This window comes from Roseomonas sp. CECT 9278, assembly GCF_918698155.1.
GTDB lineage: Bacteria > Pseudomonadota > Alphaproteobacteria > Acetobacterales > Acetobacteraceae > Neoroseomonas.
Map to the genome: position 1 here is coordinate 94143 of NZ_CAKKLX010000001.1, position 19077 is coordinate 113219.

Below are 19077 nucleotides of genomic sequence, written 5' to 3' on the forward strand. Positions count from 1 at the left end.
GGCGGAAGCGCGCAACATCGCTAGCGCCAGGCCGGAAATATGGTTTGCAGTTTGCAGCCTTTCCGAGCCGCTTCAGATCGTTAGCTGCAAACCGACGCCGGGCCGCTGCCCTGCAAACCTCCTGTAAACCGGATGGCCCGATGACGCTTCCCTGGATGGCAGCGAAGATTGTGCTGCGCCCGGTGGCGGAGCTGCGCGCGCATCCCGGCAACGCGCGCGTGCACGGTGCCGCGCAGATCGAGCAGATCAAGGCCAGCATGCTGGCCTTCGGCTTCACCAATCCGCTGCTGGTGGATGAGGCCGGCGTGCTGATCGCCGGTCACGGCCGGCTCGAGGCCGCGACGGCGCTCGGCATGGCCAAGGTGCCGGTGATCGTGCTGCGGCACCTGTCCGCGGCGCAGAAGGAGGCGCTCCGCCTCGCCGACAATCGCATCGCGGAGAACGCGACCTGGGACCAGGCGCTGCTGCGTGACGCGCTCGCCGCGGTGCAGGCGGTGCCGGACATCGACCTCGGCGCGCTGGGCTTCTCGGCGGATGAGCTGACCGCGATCCTGGCTGCGGCAGACGAGGCCGTCATCGATGGCGACCCGCCCCAGGATGCGGACCAGCCCGTCGGCGCCCAGGACGCGGCGGAGGCGGAGGACGCGCCGGCGGAGGATCCCGCCGATGCCGATCCGGTTCCACCGCGCCAGGCGGTCACCCGCCCTGGCGATATCTGGCTGCTGGGCGAGCATCGCCTGCTCTGCGGCGACAGCACCGACGCCGCCACCGTGGCGCGCGTGATGGGCGATGATCGCGCCGCGCTGCTGTTCACCTCGCCGCCCTACGGCAATCAGCGCGACTACACCACCGGCGGCGGCACCGATTGGGATGCCCTGATGCAGGGCGTGTTCCAGCATCTCGACGCCGCGATGCGGCCCGATGGCCAGGTGCTGGTCAACCTCGGGCTGATCCATCGCGACAACGAATGGCAGCCCTATTGGTCGGGGTGGCTCGACTGGATGCGCGCCCGCGGCTGGCGCCGCTTCGGCCTCTACACCTGGGACCAGGGTCCCGGCCTGCCCGGCGACTGGAACGGCCGCCTCGCACCCGCCTTCGAGTTCCTGTTCCACTTCAATCGCCAGTCGCGCCAGGCGAACAAGATCGTGCCCTGCAAATGGGCCGGCTCGCCGAACAAGGGCAGCGGGCTGCGCGCCGCCGATGGCACCATCTCGGAGTATCAGCACGCCGGGCTGCCGGTGCAGGACTTCCGGATCCCGGACAACGTCCTGCGCCTGACCCGCCACAAAGGCCGCGGCATCGAGACGGAGCACCCCGCGGTGTTCCCGGTGGTGCTGCCGGAGTTCCTGATGCGGACCTACACAGACGATGGCGAGGTGGTGTTCGAGCCCTTCGGCGGCAGCGGCACCACCATTCTCGCCGGCCAGCGGACCGGACGCGCTGTCCGCGCGATCGAGCTGGCGCCAGCCTATGTCGATCTGGCGGTGGCACGGTGGCGCATGCTGCAGCCCGACCTGCCCGCGACGCTGGCGGATGACGGGCGCGATTACGATGCCGTTGCCGCAGCGCGCACGGAGGTCACCGCCAATGCAGCCTGATCTCGTGGTCTCCACCCTGCCGGTCGTGGCGCTGGTCCCCTATACCGAGAACGCGCGCACGCATTCGGCGGCGCAGGTGGCGCAGATCGCCGCCTCCATCGCCGAGTTCGGCTTCGTGAACCCGGTGCTGGTCGACGCCGAGGGCGTGCTCATTGCCGGCCACGGTCGCATCATGGCGGCGAAGCAGCTTGGGCTCGCCTCCGTGCCGGTGCTGCGGCTCGGCCATCTCACTTCCGCGCAGGCGCGTGCGCTACGCCTGGCCGACAACCAGATCGCGCTCAACTCCGGCTGGAATGAGGCGCTGCTCGCGGCGGAGATCGCGCGCATCCGCGACGAGGCGGTGGTCGACCTGGACGTGCTCGGCTTCTCGGGCATGGAGCTGGACCGGCTGCTGGCCGCGGCGGATGCCGGCCTCGGCGATGACGCCGACGAGGCGCCGCCGCCGCCAGTGGTGCCCGTCACGCGCACCGGCGATCTCTGGCGCTGCGGCGAGCATCGGTTGCTATGTGGCGATGCCACCCGGATCGAGGACGTGCAGCGTGCGCTCGGCGCTGGCCACCTGGCTGACATGGGCTTCGTCGATCCGCCCTACAATGTGGCTTACGAGGGCGGCACGGCGGCCAAGATGACCATCGCCAATGACGCGCTCGGCGGCGGCTTTCCGGAGTTCCTGCGCCCCGCGCTGGCCAACCTGCTCTCGGTGACGAAGGGCGCCTGCTACGTCTGCATGTCCTCCTCCGAATGGCCGACGCTGCATCGTGTCTGGCAGGAGGCGGGCGGCAAATGGTCCAGCACCATCATCTGGGCAAAGAACACCTTCGCGCTCGGCCGCGCGGACTACCACCAGCAGTTCGAGGCGATGCTCTATGGCTGGAAGGCGGGCGCGCAGCACTACTGGTGCGGCGCGCGCGACCAGGGGAATGTCTGGCACTTCGACAAGCCGGCGCGGAACGACCTGCATCCCACCATGAAGCCGGTGGCGCTGGTGGAGCGGGCCATCCGCAACAGCAGCAAGCCGCGCGATACGGTGCTGGACTGCTTCGGCGGCTCGGGCACGACGATGATCGCGGCGGAGCGCACGGGGCGGCGCGCCGTGCTACTGGAGATCGATCCCACCTATGCCGATGTGATCGTGCGGCGCTGGCAGGAAGCGACCGGCGGGACGGCCGTGCTCGACGGCGAGGATCGTACCTTCGCGGACATCGCAGCCGCGCGCGATGTCCTGGGAATCCCGCAACGGTGAGCGCGAGCTCATGGTCACGCGTGCACAACAGCAGCCGTCACGAACCAACTGCTTGCTCTTCAATCTTCGCCAGCGAGGCTCGAAGCATTTCGATCTGCCGCTCATGATGTCGGATTTTTGACCGCAAGCGGTCTGCCGAAGCGGGGGCATCGTCGTTCAAGAGCGGCTCGCCGCGGGCGATGGCCGCTGCGATCTCGGCCCGTTCAAGGGCTATTCGGGGCTTCGGATCTGCGACGCTCTCGCCGACGAAGATGTCGACGCTGCCACCCTTCGCAGCCTTGATCTCGTGCTGGATCACATGCTCGCCTTCATTGCCCTTCGTAGGGTGGCGATAATCACCGAGGCGACGACGAAGATCCTTCGCTTGCCCGATGTAAAGGCGGCCATCCGCCAGTCTGATCCGATAGAGCCCCGGGCTCTTGGGCACTTTCGGGAAGCGGGGCTTGCCCTTCTCACAAATCGTGACTGGACCGGCCTGCACCCATTCCACGCCTGTCATCGTTGAGCGGCTCCTCCAGAGCGGTCCGATGCCTGATCCTGTTCCGATCATGATGTGATCCAGACCGCCGGAACATAGCAATCGAACGCCGATCCATCGTGCTTGGCTCGTGCGCGGCACAGCGCGAATGGTCCGTCACACGCAGGCGATGCCCTGCACCACACGACGGAGACCAGCATGACCGACCGCGAAGCCCGCGCCACCCGCAACCAGCAGAAGAGCCTCGAAGCCTTCCTCCAGCAGAAGGCCCGCTTCGACGCGATGGTCGCCGAGCTGCAGCAGATGAGCGCGGACCACTTCGGCGCGGATCCCGAGGACGTCCTCTGGGGCAAGGCCGCGACGCTGGAACACTGGAACAGCCGGCTGGCGAGCGTGACGGATTGCTACTTCAAGCGCGGCGAATTCGCCGAGTAGCGCGTCGCGCCTGCCGCCACGCGGCGCCGCCATCGCCCCGACAGGTCAGCCTGCGGGGCTCGGGGTGGTAGCACCCGGCTGGTCGGGTGCCGAACCGGAGACCCCGACGATGAAGCTTTCCGACACCCAGCGCGTGATCCTGAGCGCCGCCGCACAGCACGAGATGGGCCTCGCCCGCGCGCCGAAGACCCTGCCGGCCGCGGCCCGCAACGCGGTGTTCCGCAGCCTGATCAAGAACAACCTGCTCACCGAGATCAATGCGCCGCGGGAGCATGTCGGGCTCGGCTGGCGGCAGGACGAGGACGGCACCTGGATCGTGGCGCGCATCACCGACGAGGGGCTGCGCGCCATCGGCATCGACCCGAATGAGGGGGACGCGGCGGCCGGCGAGCCCGCTGGCACGGCCACGGCGCATCTGCCGGACCGCGAACTCGGCGGTCTGACCCCCGCCGAATTCGAGGAGGAGCAGGAACTCGCGCAGGCCGCGCTCGATGCGGGCATGGACCTCAGCCTCGCGCCCGAGGATGCGCGCACGGCGCCCACACCCGCCCCGCGCGCCAGCCTGCGCGACGCCGCCGCGGCGGTTCTGACCGCCTGGGACGCCAGCCCGGCGCAGGACGCGACCGACAACCCGATCAGCCGCGCCATCGAGGCCCTCCGCGCCGCGCTCGCCGGCAAGCCCGCCCGCGTCGCACGCGAGCCCGGCGCCCCGCGCAAGCCGCGCGAGGGGACGAAGCAGGAGACGGTCCTGACGATGCTCCGCCGCGAGGAGGGTGCCACCATCGCGCAGATCTGCGAGGCGACGGGGTGGCAGCAGCACACGGTCCGCGGCTTCTTTGCGGGCTTGAAGAAGCGCCAGGGCATCGAGGTGCAGGTGCTGGAGCGGGTGCGCCAGGTCGGCCCGAACAAGGAGGGCGCCCGCGGGTCCTACTCGGTCTACCACCTGCCGGCCTGACCACGGCGCCGAACACGTCGAGGGCCCGCCGCCGGACGGTAGCGGGCCCTTGCTCGTGATGACCATCACGTGCGGCGGGAGGTCGCCGCCATGCCGGAATTGACCGCCTCCACGCGCGAGGCCGCTCGCCGCCTTGGCGTCAGCGACACCGCCATTCACAAGGCCGAACGCGCGGGCCGCATCGCCCGCGAGCCGGATGGCCAGTGGGACATCGACAAGACCCGCCGCCGCCTGACCGAGACCGCTGATCCCGTCCGCTCGCCGCTGGCCAGTGGTGCCGGCGCGGAGGGCACACCTTTCGCCCGGCTGAAGGTCGCGCAGCTCGCCCTGAAGGTGGAGGCGCAGCGCCTCTCGCTGGACGAGACCAAGCGCCGCCTGCTCGACGTCACCGAGGCCAATGCCGCGCTCGATGAGATCGGCAGCACGATGCGCGACGCGCTGCTGAACTGGCCCGCCCGCGTCTCCGGTCTGATCGCCGCCGAGCTCGGCGTCGACCCGCACCTGCTGCAGACCATCCTGCAGAGCCACATCAACGACCTGCTGACGGAGGCGGCCGATCGCTTCGATCCAGCAGGCCTCGGAGGGGACCGGGCTCCGCAGCCGTGAGCATGTGCGTCGGCGGCTCGGCGCCATGCTCCGCCCGCCGCCGCAGCTCACCGTGTCGGAATGGGCCGAGCGTCATCGGATGCTCGGCAGCCGCGCCTCGGCCGAGCCCGGGCCATGGAGGACAAGCCGGACCCCGTACCTGCGCGACGTGATGGACGCGCTGTCCGCGGTGCATCCCGCCCGGCGCGTCGTGTTCATGAAGGGCGCGCAGGTCGGCGCCACGGAAAGCGGCAATAACTGGCTCGGCTACATCATGCACCACGTGCCGGCGCCTGCGCTGGCGGTGCAGCCGACCGTGGAGCTCGCCAAGCGCTTCTCGCGCCAGCGCATCGACCCGCTGCTGGAGGAGACGCCGGCGCTACGGGAGCGGGTTGCCCCGGCGCGGGCCCGCGACAGCGGCAACACGATGCTGTCGAAGGAATTCCCCGGCGGCATCCTGGTTCTGACGGGCGCGAACAGCGCGGTCGGGCTACGCTCGATGACGGCGCGGTTCCTCTTTCTCGACGAGGTGGACGCCTATCCAGGTGACGTCGCCGGAGAGGGTGATCCCATTGCGCTCGCCGAGGCCCGGGCGCGGACCTTCGGCTGGCGCCGCAAGGCCTTCCTGGTCAGCACGCCGACGATCGCCGGCCGCAGCCGGATCGAGCGGGAGTACCTCGCCTCCGACCAGCGGCGGTTCTTCGTGCCGTGCACGGCGTGCGGCGAGATGCAGTGGCTGCGCTTTGAGCGACTGATCTGGGAGAAGGGCGCGCCCGAGACGGCGCGGTACCACTGCACCGCCTGCGATCACCCGATGCAGGAGCACGACAAGACCGCCATGCTCGGCGGCGGGGAATGGCGCGCGACCGCCGAGGGCCAGGATCCGCACACCATCGGCTTCCACATCTCGGCGCTGTACTCGCCGGTGGGCTGGCTCTCCTGGGCGCAGATTGCCCGCGATTGGGAGGCGGCGCAGGGCAAGCCCGAGGACATCAAGACCTTCAAGAACACGGTCCTCGGCGAGACCTGGCAGGAGCAGGGAGAGGCGCCGGATTGGGAACGGCTCATCGAGCGGCGCGAGGATTTCGCCATGGGCGTCGTGCCCACCGGTGCGCTGGTGCTGACGGCCGGCGTGGATGTCCAGGACGATCGCCTGGAATGCGACGTCTGGGGCTGGGCGGAGGGGTTCTCGTCCTGGCTCGTCGATCACGTGGTGATTCCGGGCAGCCCGCGGGATCGCGAGCCTTGGGACGAGCTTGCTCGCGTGCTGGCGCGCGACTGGCCCCGCCAGGGTGGTGGTGCGATGCGGATCGCCCGGCTCTGCGTCGACACGGGCGGCCGCGACACCGCCGCCGTCTATGGCCATCTCCGCCGCCTGCGGGATCCGCGCATCGCGCCGACCAAAGGCATCGACGGTTGGAACCGGGCGCAGCCCGTCCAGGGCCCAACGCCGGTGGATGCGCTGGTCAACGGCCAGAAGCTCCGCCGCGGCCTGAAGCTCTGGACGGTCTCGGTCTCAACCTGGAAGGCCGACCTCTATCGCCGGCTGTGGCTGGGCCGCGGCGACGCGGAGGAGCTGCCACCCGGCTGGGTGCATCTGCCGCGCGCGATCGACGTCGAATGGGTCAAGCAGCTGGTCGCCGAGCAGCTGCGCACCACGAAGGATCGGCGCGGCTTCGCCCGGCAGGAATGGGCGAAGCTGCGCGAGCGGAACGAGGCGCTGGACTGCGCGGTGCTGGCGCGCGCCGCGCTCTGGCTGCTCGGCGCGGATCGGTATGGCGAGCAGTTCTGGGCGCGGCTGCGGGATGAGGCGGCGGATGCGCCGCTTCGGCTGAGCGAGGTTCCCGCTGCCGGGAATGTCGCTCCGGCGGCGCCCGTGCAGGCGGCACCAGACACCCATCGACCGCGCGGCTGGCTCGCGCCGCGCTCGGGTTGGCTTCGCTGACAGGAGGACGCGCATGGACCCGACCGTCCTCGCCTGGGCGCTCGCCCAGCCCGCTGGCACGCGCGCCGCAGTCCTGGCCGCCGCCTACACCGGCGGCACCACGCGCGTGACCTTCGACGGGCGCACCGTGGAATACCGCTCCCTGGACGAGCTCGGCCGCGCGCTCTCGGTCCTGCATGCTGCCGAGAACACCGCGGCACGCCGGCCCAGCGTGACCTTCGCCAGCTTCTCTCGCGAGGGCAGCAGGTGATGGGGCGCCTCCGCGATGCTTGGCAGGCGCTGCGTGGCTATGCCGCCGCCCAGGACAGCCGCGCCTCCTCCTGGGCGGCCTCGGGCGGCAGCGCCACGGCCGAGGTCGGCGCCGCGGCCCCCACCGTGGCGCGCCGGGCCCGCGACGCGGTCCGCAACGACCCCTACGCCGCCCGCATCGTCGACCTCTGGACCGGCAACGCCGTCGGCGCGGGCATCACCACCCGCTGGCCGGACAAGGCGCACGCCGAGGCCTGGCGCCGCTGGTCCGACAGCACCGCCTGCGACGCCGAGGGCCGGCTCGATCTTTATGGCCTGCAGGCCCTGGTCATGCGCGCCGTGGTCGAGAGCGGCGAGTGCTTCGTCCGCCTCCTACCGGCCGACATCACCCCGGCCAATCCGATCGGTCTGCGCCTGCAGGTGCTGGAAAGCGATCACCTCGACACGGCGCGGCAGGGCGTCATTGAGGGCGTCCCCACCCTGCAGGGCATCGGGCTCGGCGAGGCCGGTGAGCCGGTCGGCTACTGGCTGCATCGCGTGCATCCCGGCGCCTCCTGGGTGCTGCCCGGTGGTGCGACCTGGTTGGGCAGCCAGCGCGTGCCGGCGCGCGACGTGCTGCACATCTACCGCAAGCGCCGGCCCGGCCAGCTGCGCGACGTCTCCTGGCTCGCACCGGTGCTCACCCGCCTGCGCGACCTCGGCGATTACGAGGCTGCGCTGCTGATGAAAGCCAAGATCGAGGCCTGCCTCGCCGCGGTGGTCTCCGACGACGGCGACGATGCCATGACCGGCCCGGCGTCGGGCCTGCTCCGCGATGCGCAGGGCCGCACGGTGGAGAGCTTCGAGCCGGGGATGATCCTGTATCGCCGCGGCATGGGCAGCGTGGAGGTGGTGAATCCGAGCGGCGGTGGCAGCCACGCTGCCTTCGCGCGCCGGGCGCTCGAAGCCTCCGCCGTTGGCACCGGCCTGACCTACGACCAGGTGGCGGGCGACCTCATCCAGGCGAACTACTCGTCGCTGCGGGCCGGCAAGATCGAGTTCCGCCGTCTCTGCGAACAGGTCCAGTACGGCATGCTGATCCCGATGCTGGTGCGCCCCGTCGCCGATCGCTTTCACGCCCAGGGCGCGCTGCTCGGACTGTGGGGCGCGGAGGTCCCGGACGGCCTCTCCCACGTCCCGCCGGCGCACGAGATGATCGACCCGCTGAAGGACACCACCGCGCTGATCGCGCAGGTGCGCGCCGGCTTCGTGCCGCAGCCCGAGGCGGTGGGCGCCTTCGGCTACGACTTCCGCCAGGTCGTCGAGATGATTCGCGAGGCCAATGCCCTGCTGGATGAGGCGGGGCTGTCGCTCGACAGCGATCCGCGCCGCGTTGCGAAGTCGGGCGCGGCCCAGGACGCGGCGCAGCTCGCCGCCATCGAAATCGCGGCCACCGGCGCCGCCAGCCCGCGCGCTGATGCGCCCGCCGATGCGGGCGCTGCCCCCAATCCAGGAGCAACCCCATGATCGCCGCCGCCTACGACTGGACGGACGACATGCTCAAGATCAAGAGCATGCAGAAGAAGTTCCGCGATAGCTTCAACGGGACCGAGATCAACCCGGCCCGTTGGGACGTCGCGGCCAGTGGCAGCGGCATGGCGCTCGCGGTCGCCGACGGCACCGTCACCATCTCGACCGGCACGACCCTCGACGACGAGTTGGTGCTCACCAGCCGCATCGCCTTCACCATCCCGCTACGCGTCATGGTGGCGGTGAACCTCAGCCAGCGCATCGCCGGCCAGTCGGTCTGGCTCGAGCTGGTCTCGGTCGATCCAACCTCCGCCCAGCCCGACGGCCGCAGCGCCGCCGCCTGGCGGCTCGACGGCACCAGCGCGACGCTGGCCAATTACGAGGTGCAGAGCGAGGGCGCGCCGCGGCTGGCGAGTTCCTCGGGCTCGCCGATCCCGACGACCGTTCCCACCGGCTGGTCGGTGCTGGAGATCGAGCCGACCAACGACGAGTGCTGGTTCCACGGCCGGCAGATCGACACCACCGCGGCGCGGTCGAACTCCTATGTTCGCCACCAGCAGATCCCGGAGCCGAATGCGCTGTATCGCTTCCGGATCCGGGTGCGGAACCGGCAGGTGATCAACGGCATCTCGGCGGTGGCGAACAATGGCGGTGGGGCGGTGCGCATCACTCGCGCGGCGCATGGCTTTGCCACGAATGACACGGTGACCGTCGCCGACGTCTCGGGCGTGCCCGGCGCGAATGGGACGTTCACGATCACGGTGATCGACGCGAACAGCTTCGATCTGGTCGGCTCGACCTTCTCGGGCGCCTATCTGAACACCGGCTGGGCCTCGGTCTCGCGCAATCTCGCACCCGCCTCGAACACCGACATCAAGATCCAGTTCGTCACCATCGCGGACTACGCCGAGCTCACCACTGAGATCACCGCCGGCCGCGGCCAGTCCGTCGCCGGCCAGGGGCTGGGCGTGAACGTGCTCAGCACCATCGCGCCGTCCGTCACGCCGGTAGGCGGCCAGGCGCGCAACACCTCCGGCGCGCTGCCGGTGCTGGCGGCCACCGGCTATTCGGCCAACCCGACCGCCGTCACGACGGCGCGCGGTGTGGATCTGCTGGCGACGTTGATCGGCGCGCTGGTCACCAAGCCCTACGCGATCCCCGAAGCCGACTGGCAGTACGCGGCCGCCGCCGGCGGGATCGTCAACACCACCGACGTGGTGCTCCGGGCCGCGGCGGCCGCCGGCATCCGGAACTACGTGACCTCGATCGACATCCGCAACGCGCATGCGACGGTGGCGACGGAGGTGGTGATCAAGGACGGGGCGACGGTGATCTGGCGGCAGCTCCTGCCCGCGGCGATGGCGGCCCCGGTGGAGATCACCTTCCCGACGCCGCTGCGCGGCACCGCCGCCACAGCGATGAACGTCGCCTGCATCACCACCGGCGCGCAGGTCTACGTCAACGCGCAGGGCTTCGCCGCGCCGTAACGGCGCCGCGCCAGGAGCACATCCATGACCGAGCCGATCGAACCGGGCGGGGGCTCCCCTGCACCGGAGGCCACGCCATTGCCCGATCGACTGCCCACCGTTGGGCAGTCGATCGTGGCCTGCCGCGCGCTGGCCGCGCCCGTCACCGTCGACCGTGCCGCGCGCACCGTCGAGGTGGTGTGGTCCACCGGCGCCCGCGCGCGCAACTTCGTGCCCCCGCTCGGTCCCATCATCGAGGAGCTCGACATGCGGCCGGAGGCGGTGCGCATGGATGCGCTCCGGTCCGGCCGCGCCCCGGTGCTGGACACGCACCGCCGCGCCGGCACCCGCGATGTCCTCGGCCGCGTCACCGCGGCGCGCATCGAGGCCGGCCGTGGCTACGCCACGCTGCAATTCAGCGGCGCCGACGACGTCGAGCCGATCTGGCAGCGCGTCGCCGACGGCACGCTGCAATCGGTGAGCGTCGGCTATCGCGTGCATCGCTACGAGCCCCGGCCCGACGCCGCCACCGGCCAGACCATCCACCGCGCCGTGGATTGGGAGCCCTACGAGATCTCGATCGTGCCCGTCCCCGTCGACGGCCTGGCCGTGATCCGTGGCGAGGAGCCGCAGGGCACCCCCGCCACCGCCATCGAACCCGCCCTGACCGAGGAACCACCCATGCCCGAGACGACGCCGGCTTCGCCGGATCCCGCACTGGCGCCGCCCGAGCCCACGCGCGCCGCGCCGCCCGAGCTCACGCGCGCCATGCCGCCGGCGTCTGACCTCGAGGCCATCCGCGCCGAGGCGGAACGCGCCGCCGTCGAGCGCATCGCCGGCTATGAGCCGGTGCTGGCCGCCGCCCGCGGTCTGGTGAGCGCCGACATGCTCGACACCATGCGCGAGGCCGCCATCCGTGACCGCGTATCGCCCGAGGTGCTCCGCGGTCGGCTGTGGGACGCCTTCACCAGCGGCGCTGCGCGCCCGTCCCTGCCGGCGCGTCCCGACACCGGCCCATCCAACGAGGACCCGTCGCAGATCCTCGACGCCATGGCCGAGGCGCTCGCCGCGCGTTCCATGCCCGGCTACCAGCCGCGCGGCGACGGCCGCCACGCCGAGTTCATGGGCTGGCGCCCCTCCGACATGCTGCGCGAGCTTCTCGCCCGCCGCGGTGATCGCAACCCACCGCGCAACCCGACCCTGCTCGCCGAGCGCGCCTTCCACACCACCTCCGACTTCCCCCTGCTGCTCTCGGCCGCGGCCAACAAGATGCTGCTCGCCGCCTACCAGCCGGCGCAGCCGACCTACCGGCAGATCTTCCTCCGCCGTGATTTCCGGGACTTCAAGCCGCATCGCCACCTGCGCATCGGCGACTTCCCGACGCTGCTGCCGCTGCTGGAGAACGGCGAGATCCAGGTCGGCACCATGTCCGAGAGCCAGGAGATCGTCGTCCTGCAGACCTTCGCGCGGCGTATCCGCGTCACGCGACCGATGCTGGTCAATGACGACCTCGGCGCCTTCACCGACTTCGCCGCGGCGATCGGCCGGCGCGTCGCCGAGTTCGAGAACGCCACCGCCTACCAGCTGCTGAACAGCGGCAATGGCGATGGCCCGACGCTCACCACCGGCAATGCCACGGTCTTCGGCACCGGCGCGGCGCGCGCCAACAAGGCGGGGGCGGGCTCGGCGCTGGATCTCGGCGGCCTCGCCACGGGCCGCGCCGCCATCATGCGCCAGCGGACGCTCGACGGGCTGCCCATCTCCATCGGCAGCACGATGCGCCTGCTGGTCGGCCCGAACCAGGAACTCGCCGCGCGGCAGCTGACGGTCAGCGTCGCTGCGACGCAGACCAGCAACGCGAATGTCTTCGCGGGCTTCGTGCAGCCGCTCGTCGAGCCGCTGATCGGCGCGAACCGCTGGTACCTCTTCTCCGACCCGCTCTCGGCGCCGGTCTATGTCTATGGCTACCTGAACGGGGCGGAGGGACCGCAGGTCAGCACCGGCCCGGTCCAGGGCGCCGACGGCGTCGAGGTCAGCGTGATCTTCGACTTCGGCGTCGGCGCCATCGACTGGCGCGGCGCCTGGTTCAACCCGGGCACCTGATCCCTCCCACCACCACAGCAGCTTCGTCGAAGGCGCCCCCACGGGCGCCTTCGGCGTTTCAGGAGACCTCTCCATGCGCAACTGTATCCGTCCCGACGCCCGCTCCGTCCCCATGGTCGTGCCCTATGCCGGCGGCATCCTCTCCGGCCAGGGCATGCTGGTCGGCGCCTTCTTCGGCGTGGCCGCGGCCGACGCCGCACAGAACGCCACGGTCGAATGCGAGACCCGCGGCGAGTTCGAACTCGCCAAGGATCCGACCCAGGCCATGGCGGCCGGCACGCGGGTCTTCTGGGACAATATCAACCGTCGCCTGACCACCACCGCAGCGGGCAACTTCCAGGTCGGCGTCGTCACCGTCGCCGCCCTCGCCGCCGACACCATCGTGCGCGTCATGCTCGCCCGCATCCCGGCGGCCGGCGCATGAGCGGCGATCCCAAGGCCGCGCGGGGCTACCGCAACCGCAATCCCGGGAACATCGAGCACGTCGCCACCAACAAGTGGCTCGGCCTGGCCGATCCGCCCTCGGATGGGCGCTTCTGCCGGTTCCACTCGCATCAGCACGGCATCCGCGCGCTGGCGCTGCTGCTGCAGAGCTACCAGGACCGGCACGGCCTGCGCACGGTGCGCGGCATCGTCGCGCGTTGGGCGCCGAGCACGGAGAACAACACCCGCGCCTACCAGGACGTCGTGGCCAAGCGCCTTGCCGTCGGGCTGGATGAGGTCATCGACCTGCACGACGCCGCGACGATGCGCGGGCTGGTCGAGGCGATCATCCGCCATGAGCTCGGGGGCCAGCCCTATGCGCCGGAGGTGATCGCCGAGGGCCTGCGCATGGCGGGGCTGGTGCAACCCGGCCTTGCCCACAGCGGGACGGTCCGCGCCGCCGCGGGCTCGGTGGTCGCCGGCGTCACGGCGGCGGCGGTGGTCGATGCCGTCACCACGCTCGCGCCGCATGCCGAGGGCCTGGCGTCAGTCCTGCGGGCGCTTGGCCCCTGGGGCGTCGCCATCGCGGTGATCGGCGTCGCGGCCTGGACCATCCACCAGCGGCTGCAGCGGCAGCGGGAGGTCGCGCGATGACGGACCACGACCGCGAACTCGGCACCATCGTCACCCGCCTGACCGAGATCGAGCGGCGCCTGGCGGAGGGCGACAAGGACATGCGGGAACTGACCCGCACGGTGACCGAGCTGGTCAAGGCGATGGCCGGCCTCACGGCGCGGCTGTCACTGGCGGCGGGCCCGATGCCGGGCACGTCGCCCGCGATCCCGGCCACGGGTGCGGCGGCGGCCGGAGGCATCGTTGGCGCGGCGGTCGGCGCGAAGCTCGCCTCCTGGCTCGGGCTCGGCTGACCCGCCATGGGCGTGTTCGACGATGCGCTGGCGGTGCTCGCCGCTGACCCGAACCTGGGAGTGGACGCGACCTACAGGGCGGCGGGCGCCGGCGCGCCCGTGCCCCTCCGCATCCTGCGCTCCAGCCCCGATCGGGTGGTGGACGCCTTCGACACGCCGATGCTGCGCGCGACCGATGTGCTGACCGTCAGCATCGCCCTGCTGGCGGCGATCGAGCCGGGCGACACCTTCACCGTCGGTCCGGACCTGCTGACAGTGGACAGCGCGGAGCGGGATGCCGCCGGGGTCGCCTGGCGCGTGCTCTGCCGGCGGTAGGGCGTGCGGCTCACCGCCATCGTCGGCGACCTCCGCAAGGCGCTCGCCGAGGAGGTCCGCGCCGGCGAGCGCGCGGCCTCCCGCGCCGTCCGAGCCGAGACGGATGCGCTGAAGACTGAGCTCCGCGGCCAGGTCACGGGCTCGTTCGGCGGCAAGGCGCGCGGCATCGCCAATGCCTGGCGATCGATGATCTTCCCGCGGACGGGTCAGTCGCTGCGGCCTGCCGGGCTGGTCTTCACCAAGGTGCCGAACGTCATCGACGCCTTCGAGCGCGGGGCGCTGATCCGGGCCAAGGGCGGCGGCAAGTTCCTCGCCATTCCGACGGGATTCAACGCCGCGCGCGGTCGGCGTGGCCGCGGTGGGAAGGGCATGCGGGTCACGCCAGCGCAGATGGTCGCGTCCGGTCAGGCCTTCCTGCGGCCGTTCAAGTCGGGGCGCGGCTTCGTCTGGTGCCTGCCGCTGCGCCAGGGCGCGGCAACGGGCAGGCGTCGGCGCACCCGCCTGATCGCCGGCGGCGTCGCCGAGGTCGGCACCGCCAACCGCAAGGGCCGCGAGGCCTGGGCGCGCGGCCTGCTCGAACAGGGAATGGTGCCGATGTTTCTCCTCCTGCCGCAGGTGAAGCTCGCCAAGCGCCTGGACGTCCGCGGCGCCTCCCTGCGCGCCCTGCGGCGCCTACCGCGGCGGTTCGTGGCGGCCTGGGAAGCCGAAGCCGGGAGGTCCGGGTGAGTGTACGCGAGACCGCCCTGGCCGCCCTGCACGCCCGCCTGGGCGCCACCCTGGCCGCGCGGAACCCCGCCCCGAAGGTCCTCCGCAATGAGACCGCCCCGCAGCGGCTGCCGCCCGGCGGCCTCGTCGTGGTGCGTGACGGCGAGACGGTGGAGGAGATCCCGATCCTCTCGCCACTCGCCTGGGCGGTCGAGCACCGCGCCGAGGTCGAGGTCGTCGCGACCACGGGCGCGCTGCTCGACGCGCTGCTGGTCGACATTGCGACCGCGGTCGCCGGCGACCGCACCCTCGGCGGCGCGGTCGAGTGGGCGCAGCCCGGCGCGCCCTCCTTTGCCGATGCCGAGGCCGAAGGCGCCGCCGTGGCGCGCGCTGCTTCCGTCCCCGTCACGCTGTCCTTCACCGTCGCCGGCTCGCCGCTGGCCTGACCCCGCTCCCGGAGACGCCCCATGCCCCGTGCCATCGGCGCGAACTCGCGCCTGCTCATGATCCCCGAGGTCACTTATGGCACCGCCCCCGGTGGCAACTGGCGGCGCGTGCCATTCCTCTCCTGCAACCTCGGCGCCGAGCAGCCGCTGCTGGATGCGGACGTCATTGGCCTCGGCGGCAATCGCGATCCCGCCGCGCCGTTCTTCGACACGGTCACCGTCGAGGGCGATGTCGTCGTGCCGGTGGACCTGATCAACGTCGGCCATTGGCTGCGGCTGCTGCTCGGCGCGCCGACCACGACCGGCACCAACCCCAACTTCACGCACACCTTCGGCTCCGGCGCGGCGACGCTGCCCTCGCAGGCGATCGAGATCGGCTACCCCGACGTGCCGAGCTACGACGTCTGCGCCGGCGTCCGAGCCGACGCGCTGGAGATCGACTTCTCGCCGACGGGGCCGGCGACGGCCACCATCAAGCTGATCGCCCAGGGCTCGACGCGCTCCGGCTCGTCCTCAGGCGGCACGCCGGTCTCGGCGGCCTACACCGCCTTCAACAAGGCGCAGGGCTCCATCTCTCGCGCCGGCTCGGCGCTCGCGCAGGTGACTGGCGCGCGGCTCGCCTACTCGAACAGCGTCGAGGCGGTGCGCACCATCCGCGCCGACCGCAAGATCGAGGGCGCGGATCCCGGCATCGCACGCGCCACCGGCCAGATCACCGCGCGCTTCGCGGACACCACGCTGCTGACACAGGCGCAGAACGGCACCGCGGCGGAGTTCGCCTTCGCGTTCACCATCGACGCCAACCGCAGCCTCACCTTCACGCTGCACGAAGTCTATCTGGCGCTCGCCAAGACGCCGATTGAGGGGCCGGCGGGCGTCGAGGCCAGCTTCGAGTTCCGTGCCGCGTTCAACGCCACGGCGACGCGCATGATGACCGCGGTGCTGAAGAACCAGCAGGCGGGGACGGAGTACGCGTGAGGCCTGTACTTGGCCCTGTCGCCTGCATGGGGCGGACTGCGGCTGCAGAGCGCCACCGACCGTAGACCCACGTTCTGTTCGGCAGAACACGTCCCCTGCCGAACGGCACTAGGCCGCGTGGACAAACCTGATCCAGTGCCTGATTGCGGCCAGCAAGATGAAGCCGACAAAGCTGTTGGCGGTGTGGTCGTATCGTGTGGCGACGCGTCGGCTGTTCTTCAGGCGGTTGATGAAGCGCTCGATGCGGTTGCGCAGCGCGTAGAGAGCTCGGTTGACGGAATGCTGCACACGTCGGTTCTTTTTGGTGGGGATCTCGGGCGTGCCGCCGCGGCTGCGCACGTCGTCGCGGATCGCATCGCTGTCGTAGCCGCGGTCGGCGAGCAGCACCTCGGGATCGCGGTCGTGCGCGGCCATCAGGTCGGAATAGACGGTGCTGTCGTGGGCTTCGCCTGGGGTCAGCAGGACAGCGACCGGAAGACCCTCAGCGTTGGTTCGAAGGTGGATCTTGGTCGAGAAGCCGCCGCGCGAGCGGCCAAGAGCCTGGTTTTGAGTCCCCCCCTTGCGCCGGCGGCGCAGTGGTGCGCCCGGACAATGGTGCTGTCGATCATCTGCAGCGCCGCATCGCCGCTGCCCTCGCTCAATGCGTTGAGCATCACGTCCCACAGCCCGCTCGCGGTCCAGCGACGGAACTGCCGGTGCACCGAATTCCAGTTGCCCAGCGCGTCAGGCAAATCACGCCAGGGCGCGCCGGTCCGCGTGATCCAGAAGATCGCGTCCAGCACACGCCGGTGGTCCGCGGCCGGACGCCCGCCCCGGGCACCGCTCTCGATCACGAAGGGCGCAAAGAACGCCCACTCCTCGTCGGTCAGAAGGTCTCGGATCACCACCGGTCTCCCACGGGAAGACCAGCTTCGAATCACATCAAACCGCGTCGGGGGAATCCCCCTCGTGCGGTTTGTCCACGCAGCCTAGCAAAGCGGCATAGTTCAAGCGGCGTGACGCTCTTTGAATTTTGGACTTCGCCCTCGGTCGCCGCCGCAGCGGTCCACAGCCGGCGAGGTGCAGCGAATTGTGCAACCTAGGTGACCGGCGTGCGGCACCAACTCGACCCATCCTCAGTCGTCGCTGTCGCGTCGAACCCAGATGCCGGGCTGATTGCCTCGATTATCGAGCGTGTAGATTCGGCCGGTCTTGGTCGAGAACAGCATCATCCTTCCTTTCCGTGGGTCCAGGCTCCGCGCCGCGGCTGCCTTGATGTCGGCGAATGTGGCGCCTGGCCGCCGGTCGAGGCGCAGGGTGGTCTTCGGCGTCTCGCGGCCGACGTGTGCCACTTTGCCAAGTTCGCGCCGCGGGCGACGGTAATCTGCTCCACGTGGGCAGTCGTAGGTGAGGAAGTACACCCCGTTTGGCATGCTGCTCTCCTGACATGAACGGATTGGGATGGCCGACGAACGCCGTGGCGTCAGCGCGTCTCTTGCTTGAGTGCCGCGGCTATCTGCTCGCCGGTGAAGCTGCGGAGCAGAGCACGGACGGATGCGCGAAGCGCGACCGCGGGGGAGCTCGACATGTCCTCGGCCAAATCGAGCTGCTCGCGGATACCGGTGGCAAGGTGGTCCACCTCGATCTCAAAGTACTCGGCTTCCATCTCATCCTGGTCACTAGGAAGCCCGGGCAGCTGGCGAAGCGTGCCGATGAGAGTGTTCCCCGGCGCATGGCCACCGTCAGGCCTGTAGAGCCTCAAGCGCTGCTGGCGCGCTGCAATGTCCGTGATTAGGACCGCCTCGAGGGCATCTAGCGCTCCCGAGAGGCGGTCGCCGTCAGCTGACGCCGGGGGGAGCGGATGCCTGTGGATGATGGTGTCTCCGCGGACCCGGCGGCCGTCTCTCTCGCGCTCCAGCACCAGCGCCGTGCCGTTTGGCATCCGATTCCGGTCGAGCCACCGCTTAGCCGTCGTGTCCCACCTGACGTGCAGTTTTCGTTTACGTTTCGCAGCCATACAGTCATCGCGCCCAAATAGACCCTGGGGGGTATATAAACTACCCCGGGTCTGACATCAATCTCAAATTGCCGACCCGAGCATGGGCCGAGGTCGGCATCCCTCACCGGACCAGCACCGGTCCGGAGGCACCCTCTGAACCGCCAGGGTCGAGGCGACGGCTCTCGCAGCAGATTTGCTGCCGGCGCTGGGCACCGCCCTGCGCGCCCCATACTCCTCGATTGGCCTGGCGGACCGTGCGAATCCCTGAACGGAGAAGCTCATGCTCACCCTCGACCTCCCGGCCGAGCCGTACTGGCTCGACCTCCCACGCGGCGTCCGCGTCGAGATCCGGCCCGTGACGACCGCCGTCATGGCCGCAGCCCAGGCCGCCGCGGCCCGCCGCCTCGCCGCCATCCGGATCGCCGATCCGGACCTCGACCCCGACATGTCGCGCGGCCTGTCCTTCGCGTTCCTGGTCAAGGCACTGGCGCGGCACTCGGTGACCGCCTGGGAGGGGGTCGGCGACGCCGCCGGCAAGCCGCTGCCGCTCTCGCCCGAGGCGGTGGAGCGCCTGATGGATCTCGACGACATCGCCGCGGCGTTCTGGGATCGCGCCACCGCGCCCGTCGCCGCGGTGGCCACCGAGGGAAACGGCTAAGCGCCCGCGCCGCCTGGCACTTCGGCCGCGGGCCCGAATACTGCCGCGGCTGCGCCGCTCTCGGCCGCGACTGCGCCGATGC

General features: G+C 70.8%; 22 protein-coding genes. 18 read left to right on the top strand and 4 right to left on the bottom strand.

The window, feature by feature from the left end; all coding sequences use genetic code 11:
• The first annotated feature begins 140 nt into the window (after nucleotides 1-140).
• Nucleotides 141-1598, top strand: coding sequence for a site-specific DNA-methyltransferase (locus LQ222_RS00520; protein ID WP_230163813.1), 1458 nt, complete (start codon nucleotides 141-143; stop codon nucleotides 1596-1598).
• Nucleotides 1588-2841 (top strand): site-specific DNA-methyltransferase, encoded by a 1254-nt coding sequence (locus tag LQ222_RS00525; protein ID WP_230163814.1) that lies wholly within the window; start codon nucleotides 1588-1590, stop codon nucleotides 2839-2841. The genes LQ222_RS00520 and LQ222_RS00525 overlap by 11 nt, the downstream gene beginning before the upstream one ends.
• Nucleotides 2842-2878: 37 nt before the next feature.
• On the opposite strand, the gene LQ222_RS00530 is transcribed toward LQ222_RS00525, so the two are convergent.
• Nucleotides 2879-3340, bottom strand: coding sequence for a GIY-YIG nuclease family protein (locus LQ222_RS00530; RefSeq protein WP_230163815.1), 462 nt, complete (start codon nucleotides 3338-3340; stop codon nucleotides 2879-2881).
• 177 nt (nucleotides 3341-3517) lie between these two features.
• Between LQ222_RS00530 and LQ222_RS00535 the strand changes: the two genes are divergently transcribed.
• The 15 genes from LQ222_RS00535 (at nucleotide 3518) to LQ222_RS00605 (ending at nucleotide 16359) form a co-directional block, all read left to right on the top strand.
• Nucleotides 3518-3754 (top strand): hypothetical protein, encoded by a 237-nt coding sequence (locus LQ222_RS00535; protein ID WP_230163816.1) that lies wholly within the window; start codon nucleotides 3518-3520, stop codon nucleotides 3752-3754.
• A 109-nt stretch (nucleotides 3755-3863) separates the two neighbouring features.
• Nucleotides 3864-4709 (top strand): DUF3489 domain-containing protein, encoded by an 846-nt coding sequence (locus LQ222_RS00540; protein ID WP_230163817.1) that lies wholly within the window; start codon nucleotides 3864-3866, stop codon nucleotides 4707-4709.
• A 90-nt stretch (nucleotides 4710-4799) separates the two neighbouring features.
• Nucleotides 4800-5315: a hypothetical protein gene (locus LQ222_RS00545; RefSeq protein WP_230163818.1), complete on the top strand. Its 516-nt coding sequence runs from the start codon at nucleotides 4800-4802 to the stop codon at nucleotides 5313-5315.
• A 25-nt stretch (nucleotides 5316-5340) separates the two neighbouring features.
• Nucleotides 5341-7239: a phage terminase large subunit family protein gene (locus LQ222_RS00550; protein WP_230163820.1), complete on the top strand. Its 1899-nt coding sequence runs from the start codon at nucleotides 5341-5343 to the stop codon at nucleotides 7237-7239.
• A gap of 13 nt (nucleotides 7240-7252) precedes the next feature.
• Complete coding sequence (locus tag LQ222_RS00555; RefSeq protein ID WP_230163821.1) at nucleotides 7253-7489, top strand: phage head-tail joining protein; 237 nt, start codon at nucleotides 7253-7255, stop codon at nucleotides 7487-7489.
• Nucleotides 7489-8994 carry a phage portal protein gene (locus LQ222_RS00560; protein ID WP_230163822.1) on the top strand — a complete coding sequence of 502 codons (1506 nt, stop codon included), beginning with the start codon at nucleotides 7489-7491 and terminating at the stop codon, nucleotides 8992-8994. Before LQ222_RS00555 ends, LQ222_RS00560 begins: the two co-directional genes overlap by 1 nt.
• Nucleotides 8991-10484 (top strand): ubiquitin-activating E1 FCCH domain-containing protein, encoded by a 1494-nt coding sequence (locus tag LQ222_RS00565; protein WP_230163823.1) that lies wholly within the window; start codon nucleotides 8991-8993, stop codon nucleotides 10482-10484. The genes LQ222_RS00560 and LQ222_RS00565 overlap by 4 nt, the downstream gene beginning before the upstream one ends.
• Nucleotides 10485-10508: 24 nt before the next feature.
• On the top strand, nucleotides 10509-12566 hold the full coding sequence (locus tag LQ222_RS00570) for a prohead protease/major capsid protein fusion protein (RefSeq protein ID WP_230163824.1): 2058 nt from the start codon (nucleotides 10509-10511) through the stop codon (nucleotides 12564-12566).
• A 73-nt stretch (nucleotides 12567-12639) separates the two neighbouring features.
• Nucleotides 12640-12990, top strand: coding sequence for a DUF2190 family protein (locus tag LQ222_RS00575; RefSeq protein WP_230163825.1), 351 nt, complete (start codon nucleotides 12640-12642; stop codon nucleotides 12988-12990).
• Nucleotides 12987-13643, top strand: coding sequence for a structural protein (locus tag LQ222_RS00580; RefSeq protein ID WP_230163827.1), 657 nt, complete (start codon nucleotides 12987-12989; stop codon nucleotides 13641-13643). The genes LQ222_RS00575 and LQ222_RS00580 overlap by 4 nt, the downstream gene beginning before the upstream one ends.
• A complete protein-coding gene (locus LQ222_RS00585; protein ID WP_230163828.1) occupies nucleotides 13640-13915 on the top strand; it encodes a hypothetical protein in 276 nt (91 codons plus the stop codon). The genes LQ222_RS00580 and LQ222_RS00585 overlap by 4 nt, the downstream gene beginning before the upstream one ends.
• Nucleotides 13916-13921: 6 nt before the next feature.
• Nucleotides 13922-14230, top strand: a complete 309-nt coding sequence (locus LQ222_RS00590) for a hypothetical protein (RefSeq protein ID WP_230163829.1) — start codon at nucleotides 13922-13924, stop codon at nucleotides 14228-14230.
• A gap of 3 nt (nucleotides 14231-14233) precedes the next feature.
• Nucleotides 14234-14956, top strand: coding sequence for a DUF6441 family protein (locus tag LQ222_RS00595; RefSeq protein WP_230163830.1), 723 nt, complete (start codon nucleotides 14234-14236; stop codon nucleotides 14954-14956).
• Nucleotides 14953-15381, top strand: coding sequence for a hypothetical protein (locus LQ222_RS00600; protein WP_230163831.1), 429 nt, complete (start codon nucleotides 14953-14955; stop codon nucleotides 15379-15381). The genes LQ222_RS00595 and LQ222_RS00600 overlap by 4 nt, the downstream gene beginning before the upstream one ends.
• A gap of 21 nt (nucleotides 15382-15402) precedes the next feature.
• On the top strand, nucleotides 15403-16359 hold the full coding sequence (locus LQ222_RS00605; protein WP_230163832.1) for a phage tail tube protein: 957 nt from the start codon (nucleotides 15403-15405) through the stop codon (nucleotides 16357-16359).
• A gap of 108 nt (nucleotides 16360-16467) precedes the next feature.
• On the opposite strand, the gene LQ222_RS00610 is transcribed toward LQ222_RS00605, so the two are convergent.
• The 3 genes from LQ222_RS00610 to LQ222_RS00620 form a co-directional block, all read right to left on the bottom strand.
• A protein-coding gene (locus LQ222_RS00610) for an IS5 family transposase (RefSeq protein ID WP_230163833.1) occupies nucleotides 16468-17246 on the bottom strand; the annotation gives its coding sequence in 2 pieces (ribosomal slippage) (nucleotides 16468-16916 and nucleotides 16916-17246; 780 coding nt in all).
• Between the two features lie 228 nt (nucleotides 17247-17474).
• The gene (locus LQ222_RS00615; protein WP_230163834.1) at nucleotides 17475-17771 is read right to left on the bottom strand and encodes a hypothetical protein; all 297 of its coding nucleotides are present in this window, start codon (nucleotides 17769-17771) and stop codon (nucleotides 17475-17477) included.
• A gap of 50 nt (nucleotides 17772-17821) precedes the next feature.
• On the bottom strand, nucleotides 17822-18004 hold the full coding sequence (locus tag LQ222_RS00620) for a hypothetical protein (protein ID WP_230163835.1): 183 nt from the start codon (nucleotides 18002-18004) through the stop codon (nucleotides 17822-17824).
• 613 nt (nucleotides 18005-18617) lie between these two features.
• On the opposite strand from LQ222_RS00620, the gene LQ222_RS00625 reads away from it, so the two are divergent.
• Complete coding sequence (locus LQ222_RS00625) at nucleotides 18618-18995, top strand: hypothetical protein (protein WP_230163836.1); 378 nt, start codon at nucleotides 18618-18620, stop codon at nucleotides 18993-18995.
• The last annotated feature ends 82 nt before the right edge of the window (nucleotides 18996-19077 follow it).

Coding starts and splice junctions, on each gene's coding strand:
- LQ222_RS00535 (WP_230163816.1), top strand. CDS start 3,518: ATGACCGACCGCGAAGCCCGCGCCACCCGCAACCAGCAGAAGAGCCTC.
- LQ222_RS00545 (WP_230163818.1), top strand. CDS start 4,800: ATGCCGGAATTGACCGCCTCCACGCGCGAGGCCGCTCGCCGCCTTGGC.
- LQ222_RS00520 (WP_230163813.1), top strand. CDS start 141: ATGACGCTTCCCTGGATGGCAGCGAAGATTGTGCTGCGCCCGGTGGCG.
- LQ222_RS00565 (WP_230163823.1), top strand. CDS start 8,991: ATGATCGCCGCCGCCTACGACTGGACGGACGACATGCTCAAGATCAAG.
- LQ222_RS00540 (WP_230163817.1), top strand. CDS start 3,864: ATGAAGCTTTCCGACACCCAGCGCGTGATCCTGAGCGCCGCCGCACAG.
- LQ222_RS00605 (WP_230163832.1), top strand. CDS start 15,403: ATGCCCCGTGCCATCGGCGCGAACTCGCGCCTGCTCATGATCCCCGAG.
- LQ222_RS00570 (WP_230163824.1), top strand. CDS start 10,509: ATGACCGAGCCGATCGAACCGGGCGGGGGCTCCCCTGCACCGGAGGCC.
- LQ222_RS00560 (WP_230163822.1), top strand. CDS start 7,489: ATGGGGCGCCTCCGCGATGCTTGGCAGGCGCTGCGTGGCTATGCCGCC.
- LQ222_RS00575 (WP_230163825.1), top strand. CDS start 12,640: ATGCGCAACTGTATCCGTCCCGACGCCCGCTCCGTCCCCATGGTCGTG.
- LQ222_RS00625 (WP_230163836.1), top strand. CDS start 18,618: ATGCTCACCCTCGACCTCCCGGCCGAGCCGTACTGGCTCGACCTCCCA.
- LQ222_RS00525 (WP_230163814.1), top strand. CDS start 1,588: ATGCAGCCTGATCTCGTGGTCTCCACCCTGCCGGTCGTGGCGCTGGTC.
- LQ222_RS00555 (WP_230163821.1), top strand. CDS start 7,253: ATGGACCCGACCGTCCTCGCCTGGGCGCTCGCCCAGCCCGCTGGCACG.
- LQ222_RS00590 (WP_230163829.1), top strand. CDS start 13,922: ATGGGCGTGTTCGACGATGCGCTGGCGGTGCTCGCCGCTGACCCGAAC.
- LQ222_RS00530 (WP_230163815.1), bottom strand. CDS start 3,340: ATGACAGGCGTGGAATGGGTGCAGGCCGGTCCAGTCACGATTTGTGAG.
- LQ222_RS00580 (WP_230163827.1), top strand. CDS start 12,987: ATGAGCGGCGATCCCAAGGCCGCGCGGGGCTACCGCAACCGCAATCCC.
- LQ222_RS00615 (WP_230163834.1), bottom strand. CDS start 17,771: ATGCCAAACGGGGTGTACTTCCTCACCTACGACTGCCCACGTGGAGCA.
- LQ222_RS00550 (WP_230163820.1), top strand. CDS start 5,341: ATGCTCCGCCCGCCGCCGCAGCTCACCGTGTCGGAATGGGCCGAGCGT.
- LQ222_RS00620 (WP_230163835.1), bottom strand. CDS start 18,004: ATGGAAGCCGAGTACTTTGAGATCGAGGTGGACCACCTTGCCACCGGT.
- LQ222_RS00585 (WP_230163828.1), top strand. CDS start 13,640: ATGACGGACCACGACCGCGAACTCGGCACCATCGTCACCCGCCTGACC.